Annotated in this window: 12 protein-coding genes; 11 read left to right on the top strand and 1 reads right to left on the bottom strand. The window is 61.7% G+C overall.

Annotated features, from left to right (window positions below; translation table 11 throughout):
* Nucleotides 1-55 precede the first annotated feature (55 nt).
* The 3 genes from rpmE (at nt 56) to TK06_RS18810 (ending at nt 2,557) form a co-directional block, all read left to right on the top strand.
* Nucleotides 56-280, top strand: a complete 225-nt coding sequence (gene rpmE, locus TK06_RS18820) for a 50S ribosomal protein L31 (RefSeq protein WP_003196965.1) — start codon at nt 56-58, stop codon at nt 278-280.
* 41 nt (nt 281-321) lie between these two features.
* Complete coding sequence (locus TK06_RS18815; protein ID WP_063323309.1) at nt 322-1,104, top strand: thermonuclease family protein; 783 nt, start codon at nt 322-324, stop codon at nt 1,102-1,104.
* Nucleotides 1,105-1,288: 184 nt separating this feature from the next.
* The gene (locus tag TK06_RS18810) at nt 1,289-2,557 is read left to right on the top strand and encodes a malic enzyme-like NAD(P)-binding protein (RefSeq protein ID WP_063323308.1); all 1,269 of its coding nucleotides are present in this window, start codon (nt 1,289-1,291) and stop codon (nt 2,555-2,557) included.
* A 302-nt stretch (nt 2,558-2,859) separates the two neighbouring features.
* Here the strand turns inward: TK06_RS18810 and TK06_RS18805 are convergent, their stop codons facing one another.
* The gene (locus tag TK06_RS18805; protein WP_170862058.1) at nt 2,860-5,304 is read right to left on the bottom strand and encodes a penicillin-binding protein 1A; all 2,445 of its coding nucleotides are present in this window, start codon (nt 5,302-5,304) and stop codon (nt 2,860-2,862) included.
* Between the two features lie 208 nt (nt 5,305-5,512).
* On the opposite strand from TK06_RS18805, the gene TK06_RS18800 reads away from it, so the two are divergent.
* The 8 genes from TK06_RS18800 (at nt 5,513) to TK06_RS18765 (ending at nt 13,783) form a co-directional block, all read left to right on the top strand.
* Nucleotides 5,513-6,577, top strand: a complete 1,065-nt coding sequence (locus TK06_RS18800) for a pilus assembly protein PilM (protein ID WP_063323306.1) — start codon at nt 5,513-5,515, stop codon at nt 6,575-6,577.
* Nucleotides 6,577-7,143, top strand: coding sequence for a PilN domain-containing protein (locus TK06_RS18795; protein WP_063323305.1), 567 nt, complete (start codon nt 6,577-6,579; stop codon nt 7,141-7,143). The genes TK06_RS18800 and TK06_RS18795 overlap by 1 nt, the downstream gene beginning before the upstream one ends.
* Nucleotides 7,140-7,763 carry a type 4a pilus biogenesis protein PilO gene (gene pilO / locus TK06_RS18790; protein WP_063323304.1) on the top strand — a complete coding sequence of 208 codons (624 nt, stop codon included), beginning with the start codon at nt 7,140-7,142 and terminating at the stop codon, nt 7,761-7,763. Before TK06_RS18795 ends, pilO begins: the two co-directional genes overlap by 4 nt.
* Nucleotides 7,760-8,287, top strand: a complete 528-nt coding sequence (locus tag TK06_RS18785) for a pilus assembly protein PilP (RefSeq protein WP_063323303.1) — start codon at nt 7,760-7,762, stop codon at nt 8,285-8,287. The genes pilO and TK06_RS18785 overlap by 4 nt, the downstream gene beginning before the upstream one ends.
* Before the next feature lie 13 nt (nt 8,288-8,300).
* A complete protein-coding gene (pilQ, locus tag TK06_RS18780) occupies nt 8,301-10,391 on the top strand; it encodes a type IV pilus secretin PilQ (protein WP_063323302.1) in 2,091 nt (696 codons plus the stop codon).
* Nucleotides 10,392-10,395: 4 nt separating this feature from the next.
* Nucleotides 10,396-10,914, top strand: a complete 519-nt coding sequence (aroK, locus tag TK06_RS18775) for a shikimate kinase AroK (protein WP_003196983.1) — start codon at nt 10,396-10,398, stop codon at nt 10,912-10,914.
* 178 nt (nt 10,915-11,092) lie between these two features.
* A complete protein-coding gene (aroB, locus tag TK06_RS18770) occupies nt 11,093-12,193 on the top strand; it encodes a 3-dehydroquinate synthase (RefSeq protein ID WP_063323301.1) in 1,101 nt (366 codons plus the stop codon).
* Nucleotides 12,194-12,202: 9 nt separating this feature from the next.
* Nucleotides 12,203-13,783: an AAA family ATPase gene (locus TK06_RS18765; protein ID WP_063323300.1), complete on the top strand. Its 1,581-nt coding sequence runs from the start codon at nt 12,203-12,205 to the stop codon at nt 13,781-13,783.
* Nucleotides 13,784-14,070: the final 287 nt, after the last annotated feature.

Genomic DNA, 14,070 nt, shown 5'->3' with positions numbered 1-14,070 from the left:
GTGCGGTATTCAACAATAGTGTTGGGTGGCGGCACGCTAGCCTGAGGAAAACAGCATGAAAACCGATATCCATCCGGAATACCCAGTAATTGCCGTAACCTGCAGCTGCGGCAACAAGTTCGAAACGCGTTCGACCTACGGCAAAGCCCTGGCGATCGACGTTTGCAACGAATGCCACCCGTTCTACACCGGCAAGCAAAAGACTCTGGATACCGGCGGTCGTGTTCAGAAGTTCGCCGATCGTTTCGGTGCTTTCGGCAAAGTTACTCCAAAAGCCTGAGGCTGATCATTTTGGATGGTCGTCCCGACCGCTCCAGATTGATGAAAAAGGCGTCCCTTGCGGGCGCCTTTTTTGTGTCCGCGATTTGCCTCGGTGGTGCCCAGGCGTCCTGTCCTTCGCCGGGCAACCTGCCCCAAGTGGCGGTGCAACGGGTGGTGGACGGCGATACCTTGTACCTGGAGGATGGCCGGCGCATTCGGATGATCGGTCTCAACAGCCCTGAGCTGGGCAAGCGAGGCCGCGCCGACGAACCGTTCGCCGTGGCGGCACGTCAGCGACTCGAAGCCCTGGTAGCCGCCAGTGATGGCCGGGTGGGCGTGTTGCCTGGCAAGGATGACCACGATGATTACGGTCGCACACTGGCCCATGTCTACAACGCCCAGGGCGAGAACCTCGAGGAACGGTTGATTGCCGAGGGGCTGGGGTTTCTGGTGGCGGTCGCGCCGAACGTCGACCTGGTCAGATGCCAGCAAATGGCTGAACGTCATGCGCGGCAAGCCGGATTCGGCCTCTGGAAAAAATCGCCCGTCGTGCGAGCGGAGCAAATCAATGCGCCCGGTTTTGTGCTGATGAGCGGACGTGTCGAAAACGTGCAGCGCAATCGCGGAGGCATCTGGATTGAATTGCAGGGGGCAGTTGTCTTGCACATTGCGCCCGGTGTGCAAAGACGCTTCGACGCCTCGGCCCTGAAGCGGCTAAAGGGCCGAAAAATCGAGGCCCGTGGCTGGGTCGTCGATCGCGCCCGACGCGGCGGCCACAAGGCCGGGCAGGCGCGATGGATGTTGCCGCTGACCGATCCTGCCATGCTGCAAGCGGTCTTGTGAGAAAAAATTGTAGACATTTAGTCGGTGGATTGTATGCATGTGGCCCTTGTGTTTCGTGGCTCTTGGCCCAAAGTCGTAGGGCAGGGCGCTTGACAGCAGTGACTGGTCAGTCTTGTGGGGACTTTGCGAGGCGCGTATCCTCGGCGGTCCGTCTGTCCAACACAGTAAAAAGCGGAATGCCCACATGTCTGATCTGAAAACTGCCGCTCTCGAATATCACGCTAATCCTCGTCCAGGGAAGCTGAGTGTCGAGCTCACCAAGGCCACCGCTACTGCTCGCGACTTGTCGCTGGCCTACAGCCCCGGCGTAGCCGAACCAGTCCGCGAAATCGCTCGCGACCCTGAACTGGCCTACAAATACACCGGTAAAGGCAACCTGGTTGCAGTCATTTCCGATGGCACCGCGATTCTCGGCCTGGGTAATCTCGGCCCATTGGCTTCCAAGCCAGTCATGGAAGGCAAGGGCGTGCTGTTCAAGCGCTTCGCCGGTATCGACGTATTCGACATCGAAGTCGATTCCGAGAGCCCGCAAGCCTTCATCGACACCGTCAAGCGCATCTCCATTACCTTCGGCGGCATCAACCTGGAAGACATCAAGGCACCTGAGTGCTTCGAGATCGAGCGCGCCCTGATCGAACAGTGCGACATTCCGGTATTCCACGATGACCAGCACGGCACCGCGATCGTTACTGCGGCCGGCATGATCAACGCCCTGGAAATCGCCGGCAAGACCCTGCCGGAAGCCAAGATCGTCTGCCTCGGCGCTGGCGCTGCGGCCATCTCCTGCATGAAGTTGCTGGTGAGCATGGGCGCCAAGATCGAAAACATCTTCATGGTCGACCGTACCGGCGTGATCCACTCCGGCCGTGACGACCTGAACCAGTACAAGGCCGTGTTTGCCCACGCGACCGACAAGCGCTCCCTGGCGGACGCGCTGGACGGTGCCGACGTGTTCGTCGGCCTGTCGGGTCCGAACCTGCTGAGCCCGGAAAACCTGCTGCGCATGGCGCCGAACCCGATCGTGTTCGCCTGCTCGAACCCGGACCCGGAAATCGCCCCGGAACTGGCTCACGCCACTCGCAACGACGTGATCATGGCCACCGGCCGTTCGGACTACCCGAACCAGGTCAACAACGTACTGGGCTTCCCATTCATCTTCCGCGGTGCCCTGGACGTTCGCGCCAAGCGCATCAACGAAGAAATGAAAGTCGCGGCCGCCAACGCCCTGCGCGAACTGGCCAAGCTGCCGGTGCCTCAGGAAGTGTGCGACGCCTACGGCGGCATCAAGCTGGAATTCGGTCGTGAGTACATCATCCCGAAACCAATGGACGCCCGCCTGATCACCCTGATCTCCGACGCCGTGGCCAAGGCCGCTATCGAGACTGGCGTGGCGACCCTGCCGTATCCGAAGAACTACCCGCTCAAGAGCGTGGATGATGTGTTCAACGGCTAAGCCGTTGTAGCGCTTCAACGAAAAACCCCGGCTCTTGCGAGTCGGGTTTTTTTTTGTCTGGATTTTATGGATGGAAACCCGTTGCTGGGCAAGCCGACAACCTGTGGCGAGGGGATTTATCCCCGCTCGGCTGCGTAGCAGTCGTAATTTGGCTGACGCGGTTTCATGTATTGTTCCGCGCAGTCTGGATTTGGGGCTGCTGTGCAGCCCAGCGGGGATAAATCCCCTCGCCACAGGGGCCTTGCGCGGCATAAAAAAAGCCCCGCACTTCTTTCGAAGGCGGGGCTTTTGGATGAGACCGGTCAGAACAGATCGATCGGCGCCGCTTCGTCCGCTGGCAGCGGGCTGCCCGGTGCGACGCCATTGCCCAGCTCGTTGACCGATGGCGGGGTGTCTTCGCTCTTGAACAGTTCGAAGTACGCCCCTGGGGTGCCCGGCGTGGCCGCTCGGCCGCTGACCGGATCGACCCGCAGGCTGAGGATGCCTTCCGGCTCCGGCTGGGTGTGCGGCGGCTTGTCCTTGAGGGCGGCGCCCATGTAGCTCATCCAGATCGGCAGCGCCACGGTACCGCCGAACTCGCGGCGACCCAGGCTTTCGGGTTGGTCGAAACCGGTCCAGACGGTGGTCACGTAATCGGCGTTGTAGCCGGAGAACCAGGCGTCCTTGGATTCGTTGGTGGTACCGGTCTTGCCCGCCAGGTCGGTGCGGCCCAGGGCCAGGGCGCGACGGCCGGTGCCGAGCTTGATCACGTCCTGCAGCATGCTGTTGAGGATGTAGGTGGTGCGGCCATCGACAATGCGTTCCGCGATGGCGGGCGCCTGGGGCAGGCCTGGGGCCGTGGTGGCTTCGCCCGGCGTCGCATTGACCGTGAACGTCTCGGTGGATGGAGCGGCGAGGCCATCGCTGGCCTGCTCACCCGTGGGAACGCGTGGCGGGTTGGCGACGAACAGCGTCTCGCCGTTGCGGCTTTCGATCTTGTCGATGATGTACGGAGTGATCTTGTACCCGCCGTTGGCGAACGTACTCCAGCCGGTGGCGATTTCCATCGGCGTCAAGGTCGCGGTGCCCAGGGCCAGGGACAGGTTTCGCGGCAGGTCCTGCTTGTTGAAGCCGAACTTGCTGATGTAGTCGATGGTGCGGTCCACGCCCAATGCCTGCAGCAGGCGGATTGATACCAGGTTGCGGGATTTGTACAGCGCCTCGCGCAGACGAATCGGGCCGAGGAACGTATTGGTGTCGTTCTTCGGTCGCCAGACCTTGTCCAGGTATTCATCGACGAACACGATCGGTGCGTCGTTCACCAGGCTGGCGGCGGTGTAGCCGTTGTCCAGGGCGGCGCTGTAGACGAACGGCTTGAAGCTCGAGCCCGGTTGGCGCTTGGCCTGCAACGCGCGGTTGTAGTTGCTTTGCTCGAAGGCGAAGCCACCTACCAACGAACGGATGGCTCCGTCCTGCGGGTCGAGGGACACCAGGGCGCCCTGGGCGGCCGGGATCTGGCTGAACTTGAGCGTGTTGTCCGCCTGGCGCTGGACGCGGATCAGGTCGCCGACCTGGGCAACGTCGGACGGTTGTCGTGGGTTGGCGCCCATGCTGTTGGTATTGAGGAACGGCCGGGCCCATTTCATGGTGTCCCAGGCCACGTGTTCCTCCTGTTCGCCGTTACGGGTCAGCACCTTGATGCCGTCCTTGTCCACCGACGTGACAATCGCCGGCTCCAGGCTGCTGATGGTGCGCTGCTTGGTCAGCTCCAGGGCCCAGGCTTCCTTGGTCTTGCCCGGCAGGCGCGATTCAGGGCCACGGTAGCCGTGGCGCTGGTCGTAGGTCATCAAGCCTTCGTGCAGCGCGGTGTTGGCCATTTCCTGCAAGTTGCTCGGCACCGTGGTGGTCACGCGGAAACCTTCGGTGTAAGCGTCGCTGCCATAGCGCCCAACCATCTCGGCACGGGCCATCTCGGCGATATACGGGGCGTTCACTTCCGGGGTCGGTACGTGATAGCTGGCGTTCAGCGGTTCATTGATCGCGGCGGTGTAGTCGGCCTCGCTGATCTTGCCGAGCTTGTACATGCGCCCCAGGATCCAGTCGCGACGTTCCTTGCTGCGTGCCGGGTTGGCCAGCGGGTTGAAGCGCGAGGGTGCCTTGGGCAGGCCGGCAATCATCGCCATCTGTGCCAGGCTCACGTCGCGGATCGACTTGCCGTAATACACCTGCGCCGCCGCCTCGATGCCGTAGGCGCGGTTGCCCAGGTAAATCTTGTTCACGTACAGCTCGAGGATTTCATCCTTGGTCAGCTGCCGCTCGATCTGCAGGGCCAGGAGGATCTCGGTGGTCTTGCGCGAGAAGCTGCGCTCGCTGGTCAGGAAGAAGTTCTTGGCCACCTGCATGGTGATGGTGCTGCCGCCGGACTGGATGTGGCCGCTCTTGATCAACTGGCTGGCGGCGCGCATCAGGCTGCCCGGGTCGACGCCGTAGTGATTGGCGAAGTTATCGTCTTCAGCACTTAGTAACGCATTGATGAAATTGGGGGGAATGTCGGCGAAACGGATCGGCGTGCGGCGCATTTCGCCAAATTCGGCGATCAATTTGTTGTCGCTGCTGTACACCCGCAAAGGAATCTGCAACTGAATACTTCTCAGTGCCTCCACGGACGGCAATCCCGGACTAAGGTAAAGAAAGGCGCCGCTCAGGCCCAAGAGCAGTCCGCAGAAAACGGCGACGATGGACCATCCGAAAAATTTCAGCAGACGAATCAAGGCTTTTGGATATCCAGGCAAAGAATGAAAAAGGCGCCAGGTGCAGGGATGGACCCGTGCTTGCAACAAAGCGAAAAAAAACGCTGGGCATTATAAGCATTTTTTTTCGTCGGGAATGCCATCCGGACGTCCGTCGGACCGGTGTGATTGAACGCAATGCATATTAGAGAGTCCGTAACTCACGGATAGTCATAGGGAATTGGTAGTGCTACGACTCTTCAATAAAAAAGCCCATGCGCTTCTGGGGATCGACATCAGTTCGACGTCGGTGAAGCTGCTGGAGTTGAGCCGCCAGGGCGACCGATACCGCGTCGAGTCCTACGCGGTCGAACCGTTGCCAGCCAACGCCGTGGTCGAGAAGAACATCGCCGAGCTCGAAGGGGTGGGGCAGGCGTTGTCGCGTCTGTTGGCCAAGGCCCGGACACCCTTGCGTGGCGTGGCCGTGGCCGTTGCGGGTTCGGCGGTGATCACCAAGACCATCGAGATGGACGCCGGGCTGTCCGACGATGACATGGAAAACCAGCTCAAGATCGAGGCCGATCAATACATCCCCTATCCCCTGGATGAGGTGGCCATTGATTTCGAAGTCATGGGTGTTTCGCCACGCAGTGCCGAGCGCGTCGAAGTGCTGCTGGCGGCGTGCCGCAAGGAAAACGTCGAGGTCCGCGAGGCCGCGTTGGCGCTCGCCGGGCTGACGGCCCGGGTGGTTGATGTGGAAGCTTATGCGCTGGAGCGTGCTTTCGGCCTGCTCGCCAAGCAACTGGCTGCCTCTCAGGAACGGCTGACTGTGGCGGTTGTCGACATCGGCGCCACCATGACCACCCTTAGCGTGCTGCACAACGGGCGCATCATCTATACCCGCGAACAATTGTTCGGCGGTCGCCAACTGACCGAGGAAATTCAGCGTCGCTATGGCCTGACACCCGAACAGGCCGGCCTGGCAAAGAAGCAGGGTGGTCTGCCGGACGACTATCTCAGCGAAGTGCTGCAACCTTTTCGCGAGGCCCTGGTACAGCAGGTCTCGCGGTCCTTGCAGTTCTTCTTCGCCTCGGGCCAGTACAGTGCGGTGGACCACATTTTGCTGGCCGGGGGCACGGCTTCGGTGGCCGGCCTGGATCGGCTGATCGAGCAGCGCCTGGGCACGCCGACCCAGGTGGCCAACCCGTTTACCAACATGGCCCTGAGCAGCAAGGTCAATGCCGGCGCCCTGGCCGGTGATGCGCCGGCACTGATGATTGCCTGTGGGCTGGCCCTCAGGAGTTTCGACTGATGGCGCGGATCAACCTGCTTCCATGGCGCGAAGAGCTGCGTGAAGAACGGCGTAAACGCTTTTTGCTGGCCTTGGTGGGGGCGCTGGTCGGTGCGGTCGGCGTGGTCCTGGTCGCGGTCCGGTACTTCGATAGCGCCATCGACCATCAGGTCGCTCGCAATAGCCATCTCTCCGAGCAGATCGCCGTGCTGGACGAACGCATCAAGCAGATCAGCGAATTGAAGGCCCGTCGCCAGCAATTGGTGGAGCGCATGCGCATCATCCAGGACTTGCAAGGTAACAGGCCGGTCAGCGGGCGCATCTTCGACCAATTGGTGCGGACCCTACCGGACGGGGTGTATTTCACTGAAGTGAAGATGGAAGACCGGACGCTCTTGATCAAGGGGGCCGCGGAATCGAACAACCGGGTCTCGGACCTGATGCGCAACCTGGACTCGTCGGACCTGTTCGACACGCCCAGCCTGACGGAGGTCAAGGCCACCACCGCTGGGCAGCTCGACCAGGCCAACGTCTTCCAGCTGACGGTTCGCCAGACTCGCCCGGCCGATGCGGAGGACGCCCAATGAAGCCAGGGGAGTGGTTCGACGCACTGCGCAAGATCGATCTCAGTGACCTGGACACCAACAACATCGGTTCCTGGCCCGCACCGATCAAGTGGCTGTCGGGTGTCCTGCTGGTGGTCCTGGTGCTGGGGCTGGGCTATAACTTTGCCTTGAGCGACCTGGAGAACCAGTTGCAGCAGGTGCGCGAGGAAGAAAACACCCTCAAGGCGCAATTCGCGGGCAAGGCCCACATGGCTGCGAACCTGGAGCGCTACACCGAGCAGATGAAGCAGATGGAAATGTCTTTTGGTGTGCTGTTGCGGCAATTGCCCAGCGATACCGAAGTGCCAGGCCTGCTGGAAGACATTACTCGCACCGGCCTGGGCAGTGGCCTGGAGTTCGAGGAAATCAAGCTGCTGCCGGAAGTCACCCAGCCGTTCTACATCGAGTTGCCGATCCAGATCACCGTGACCGGTGGCTACCACGACCTGGCGACGTTCGTCAGTGGGGTGGCGGGGCTGCCCCGGATTGTCACGCTGCACGATTTCGAGATCGCACCGATGGAGCCCGAGGCCGGCGCGAAGCTGCGCATGAGCATCCAGGCCAAGACCTACCGGTACAACGAGCAGGAGGCGCAACCATGAGGCCGCTGTGTCGTATCTGCCTGCTGGCAGGCCTGGTTGCGCTGGCGGGCTGCGATAACGACAACGGTTTCAGCGACCTGGACGCCTACATGAACGAAGTGCGTCTGCGGCCACCCGGCAAGATCGAGCCGACGCCGACGTTCAGGCCCTACGAAACCTTTACCTACAGTGCCGCCAACCTGCGCAGCCCGTTTTCCCGGCAGGTCCGCGTGGACCAGGCTGAACGGCAGCGGGGCTCGCGCAATGTCCGGCCCGACCCGAACCGGGTCAAACAGTACCTGGAAGGCTTCAACATCGAGCAGTTCGAAATGGTCGGTACGATCTCCAATGTCAGTGGCTCCTTCGCGCTCCTGCGGGGCGCGGGCGGGGTGCATCGGCTCAAGGTCGGTGACTATCTGGGGCGCAACGACGGGCGGATCGTCAGCATCAGTGCCACCCAGGTCGATGTGGTCGAAATCGTTCCCGATGGCGAGGGTGCCTGGCTGGAGCGACCACGGACCATTCCTTTGAAAGAGCATTCATAGTGGAATTCGAACAATGAACAGGTTTTTTTCAGCCCTCGGTATTTCGCTATGGATAGCGCTGTTGTCGCCGATGGTTCTTGGGGCCAGCCTGAAGACGCTGGATGTGGCGGCGTTGCCGGGGGACCGTGTCGAGTTGAAGCTCACCTTCGACGGGCCGCCGCCACCACCCCGGGGCTACACCACCGAACAACCGGCACGGATTGCACTGGATCTGCCGGGCGTGACCAATCAACTTTCCAGCAAGCGCCACGACCTGGGCGGGGGCAATGCACGCAGCGCCACTGTGGTCGAGGCTGGGGATCGTACTCGGTTGATCATCGGCCTTACCCAACTGGCGCCGTATGACACCCGGATCGAAGGTAACAACCTGTTCGTGGTGGTTGGCAAGGGCGCCGCCCCGAAGAGCACTGCCCCGAAGAACTCCACCACTCAGCCCCCGCGCCCGGCGGTTGCCAGCGCTGCGCCTGCGAGGGCCAGTGGGCCGGTGGGCAAGGCGATCCGTGGGGTGGACTTCCAGCGCGGGACCCAGGGCGAAGGCAACGTGGTGATCGATCTGTCTGATCCGTCCATCGCCCCGGACATCCAGGAGCGCGAAGGCAAGATCATCCTCAATTTCGCCAGGACGCAGTTGCCCGAGCCGCTGCGGGTGCGCCTGGACGTCAAGGACTTCGCTACCCCGGTGCAATTCGTCAATGCCAGCGCCGGCAGCGACCGAGCGACCATCAGCATCGAACCCAGCGGGACTTTCGACTACTCGACCTACCAGACCGACAACAAGCTCACCGTCAGCGTCCGGCCCATGACCGTCGACGACCTGCAAAAACGTAACGCCGACCGGGCGGCCTACAGTGGCGAGAAGCTCTCGCTCAACTTCCAGGACATCGAGGTGCGTTCGGTCCTGCAACTGATTGCCGATTTTACCAACCTGAACCTCGTGGCCAGCGACACGGTGCAGGGTGGCATCACCCTGCGGTTGCAGAATGTGCCCTGGGACCAGGCGCTCGACCTGGTGCTCAAGACCAAGGGGTTGGACAAACGCAAGGTCGGCAACGTGCTGTTGGTGGCTCCGGCCGATGAAATTGCCGCCCGTGAGCGCCAGGAACTGGAGTCGCAGAAGCAGATTGCCGACCTGGCGCCGCTGCGGCGTGAGCTGTTGCAGGTCAACTATGCGAAGGCGACGGACATCGCCAAGCTGTTCCAGTCGGTGACCAGCGCCGAGGCGAAAGCCGATGAGCGCGGCACGATCACGGTCGATGAGCGAACCAACAACATCATTGCCTACCAGACCCAGGACCGTCTCGACGAACTGCGCCGGATCGTGGCGCAACTGGATATTCCGGTGCGCCAGGTGATGATCGAGGCGCGGATTGTCGAGGCTAACGTCGACTACGACAAAAGCCTGGGCGTGCGTTGGGGCGGTTCGATTCAAAACAAGGGCAACTGGAGTTCCTCGGGGGTTACCACGGGCGATTCAACCACTATCGGCACGCCGGGTAGCACCAGCACCAACCAGCCGTTCGTCGACCTGGGCGCCTCGGGCAATACCTCGGGCATTGGCATTGCCTTCATCACCGACAACGTATTGCTGGACCTTGAACTGACGGCCATGGAGAAGACCGGCAACGGGGAGATCGTCTCCCAGCCCAAGGTGGTGACGTCCGACAAGGAGACGGCAAAGATCCTCAAGGGCACGGAAATTCCTTATCAGGAAGCCAGTTCCAGCGGTGCGACGTCGGTGTCGTTCAAGGAGGCTTCGCTGTCGCTGGAGGTGACCCCGCAGATCACTCCAGACAACCGGATCATCATGGAGGTCAAGGTCACCAAGGATGAGCCGGACTACCTGAACAAGGTGAATGATGTGCCGCCGATCAAGAAAAACGAGGTCAATGCCAAGGTCCTGGTCAATGATGGCGAGACCATTGTGATTGGCGGGGTTTTCTCAAATACTCAGAGCAAGGTTGTAGATAAGGTGCCATTTCTTGGCGATGTGCCGTATCTTGGCCGCCTTTTCCGGCGTGATGTGGTTTCGGATAGCAAATCCGAGCTGCTGGTGTTCCTCACTCCGCGTATCATGAATAACCAGGCGATTGCTGTGAGTCGTTGATTCTGTGCGAAATTTGATTCTTGTTGGGCCGATGGGCGCTGGAAAAAGCACCATCGGCCGTTTGCTGGCCAAAGAGCTGCGCCTGCCGTTCAAAGATTCCGACAAGGAAATTGAATTGCGCACGGGCGCCAATATCCCATGGATTTTCGACAAGGAAGGCGAGCCGGGCTTTCGTGACCGTGAGCAGGCGATGATCGCCGAGCTGTGCGCGTTCGATGGCGTGGTGCTCGCCACCGGTGGCGGCGCGGTGATGCGCGAAGCCAATCGTCGGGCGCTGCATGCCGGCGGACGAGTGGTCTATCTGCATGCTTCTGTCGAGCAGCAGGTGGGTCGCACCGCTCGGGATCGCAACCGCCCGCTGTTGCGCACCGCCGACCCGGCCAAGACCCTGCGGGACCTTCTGGAGCTGCGTGATCCGCTGTATCGGGAGATCGCCGACCTGGTGGTGGAAACCGACGAGCGGCCGCCGCGTATGGTGGTGCTGGACATTCTCGATCGCCTTCAGCAACTGCCTCCCCGTTAATGCGCTTGGCGAAATGCGCTATCCTCGACGTCCCGTCGGAACCCGTCCGAGGCGTGGCGGATAGCCATTAATGACGGCAAGCCAAGCTCTTGGGACCTGTGGCGAGGGGATTTATCCCCGTTGGGCATTTCGTTAATCGCAGGCAGGACGCCTGATTCCATCTTCACTGTGGGGACACATGCAGACACTTAAGGTCGACCTGGGCGAGCGCAGCTACCCGATTCATATTGGCGAGGGCCTGCTGGACCAGCCCGAACTGCTGGCGCCGCATATCGCCGGGCGGCAAGTAGCGATCATTTCCAATGAAACCGTCGCGCCCCTGTATCTGGAACGTCTGACCCGCAGCCTGTCGGCCTTCTCGGTCATTTCCGTGGTATTGCCCGACGGCGAAGCCTTCAAGAACTGGGAAACCCTGCAACTTATCTTCGATGGCCTGCTGACTGCGCGCCACGATCGCCGCACCACGGTGCTTGCCTTGGGTGGCGGTGTGATCGGCGACATGGCCGGTTTTGCGGCCGCCTGTTATCAGCGCGGCGTCGATTTCATCCAGATCCCCACCACGCTGCTGTCGCAAGTCGACTCGTCGGTGGGCGGCAAGACCGGGATCAACCATCCGCTGGGCAAGAACATGGTCGGTGCTTTCTATCAGCCCAATGTGGTGCTGATCGACACCGCCACCCTCAATACCTTGCCGGCCCGCGAACTGTCTGCCGGGTTGGCGGAAGTCATCAAGTACGGGCTGATCTGCGACGAGCCGTTCCTGGGCTGGCTCGAAGAGAACGTCGACCGCCTGCGCGCGCTCGATCAAGCAGCCCTGACCTACGCCATCGAACGCTCCTGCGCCGCCAAGGCCGCCGTGGTGGGGGCCGATGAGCGTGAATCGGGAGTGCGTGCCACGCTCAACCTGGGCCACACCTTTGGCCATGCCATCGAAACCCACATGGGCTATGGTGTCTGGCTGCATGGCGAGGCCGTTGCGGCCGGTACGGTCATGGCCCTGGAGATGTCTGCGCGCCTGGGCTGGATCAGCGAACAGGAGCGCGATCGCGGTATCCGTCTGTTCCAGCGCGCCGGGCTGCCGGTGGTTCCGCCTGAAGAAATGACCGAGGCGGATTTTCTTGAACACATGGCAATCGACAAAAAAGTGATCGACGGTCGTCTGCGTCTGGTGCTGCTGCGCCACATGGGCGAAGCGGTGGTGACCGACGATTATCCGAAAGAAGTTCTACAGGCCACGCTGGGAGCGGACTACCGCGCCCTGGCTCAGCTTAAAGGTTAATAAGATCCGATGACTAGTTTGCATGCCGACGAGGCTTTCCTCGGCCATTTCCAATTGAGTCATGACCCTTTCGCACCGCGGGTCCCGGGCTTCAAGTTCTTTCCTGCACAGCGCAAGCCGGTACTGGGCCAGTTGCATCACCTGGCGCGCTACAGCCAGTTGCTGCTGGTGGTCACCGGTCCCCAGGGTAGTGGCAAGACCTTGCTGCGCCAGGCCCTGGTGGCCAGCACCAACAAGCAGTCCGTGCAAAGCGTGGTGGTATCGGCCCGTGGCGCCGGCGATGCAGCCGGTGTATTGCGTCAGGTGGCCCAGGCGCTGAACGTCGCGCAGGCCGAAATCGGTGCAGTTCTCGATCAGATCGTGCAACTGGCGCTGACCGGGCAGGAAGTCTATCTGCTGGTGGACGATGCCGAGCAACTCGACGAGTCGGCCCTCGAGGCCCTGCTGGCCTTGGCGGCCGGAGCGCCGGAGGGTCGCCCTCATGTGTTCCTGTTCGGTGAGTCGTCGCTGATCGCTGATCTGGAGCAATTGAACCTTGAGGAAGAGCGCTTCCACGTCATCGAGTTGGCACCCTACACCGAGGAAGAAACGCGTGAATACCTGGCCCAGCGTCTTGAGGGGGCGGGCCGGGGTATCGAACTTTTCACCGCCGATCAGATCTCTGAGATTCACGAAAGCTCCGACGGTTGGCCTGGCAACATCAACCAGGTCGCCCGCGATGCTCTGATTGAAGTCATGATTGCCAGCCGCTCAGCGGTGAAGCGTCCAAGTATGGGGTTCAACATGCCGAAGAAACACGTATTGGCAATTTCCGCCGTCGTCGTGGTCGCGGTTGCCGCCGCCTGGCTGATGCCGGGGCGCACCAAGGCGCCCACCACGGGTGCCCCTGCCAACGAACAGGCGCAACTGCCTCTCGGCCAAGGGACGCCGCAACCCAACGGGGGTGCGCCGGCAGTGGAATTCGCCGGCAACACCCAGCCGATGCCACTGCCGCTGGTCGGCCAGTCGCAACCGGTCATGCGCGGCCCGTTGGCTGAAGCGGCCGGTGGCATCACCGAAGGCGACGACGGCGCAGCGCCACCGGTCGACGACAGCAGCGACGTGCCGCCGACCGTGACCACCACCGCACCGCCTGTGGGCGTGCCGGCCGGCCCTGCCCCGACGCCTGCCCCGGCCGCCAAGCCGACTCCGGCACCCACCCAGGTGGCCACCGCCAAGCCTGCCCCGGTTCCAGCGCCTGCCGCCAAGCCGGCGGCACCAGCGCCCGCAGCCAAGCCTGCTGCTGCCCCGGCCAAGACCGCGGGCGGTAGCTGGTACGCTGGCCAGGCACCGGGCAACTACGTAGTGCAGATCCTCGGCACCAGCTCCGAAGCCGCGGCGCAGAACTTCGTCAAGGAGCAGGGCGGCGAGTACCGTTATTTCAAGAAAGTGCTCAACGGCAAGCCGCTGTATGTCATCACCTACGGCAGCTTTGCCAACCGTGATGCAGCCGTTTCCGCCATCAAGGCCTTGCCAGCGAAGGTTCAGGCTGGTAAACCTTGGCCTCGCACTGTCGCCAGCGTCCAACAGGAACTGGCAGCAACTCGCTGAAGATTCGGCGGCCTTACCCAGGCCGCCTCTCCCGGCAACCTCAAAATTTCCGCAGGGGCGGGCGACCTTTCAGGCCGCGCGCCTTGTGGTGTCTGCGTCACAGTAGTGTTTGAGTCGTAGCGGTCGAACCCAAAAAAGTTTTGACTAGCACAGCATATAGCTTTAAACCTTTCACAAATGCGACATGGATTTGCGACAGTTCGTCGTCAAATTTGTGAGCCTCTGTGTCGGTGTGTACAATGACCTCCCTTTTGCCCCCGCAAAGCTGGCGTACGTTCGGCGCGGCA

It is taken from the genome of Pseudomonas fluorescens, from assembly GCF_001623525.1.
In the GTDB taxonomy this organism is placed as follows: Bacteria; Pseudomonadota; Gammaproteobacteria; order Pseudomonadales; family Pseudomonadaceae; genus Aquipseudomonas; species Aquipseudomonas fluorescens_Q.
This window is presented reverse-complemented; position numbering and strand designations above follow the sequence as displayed.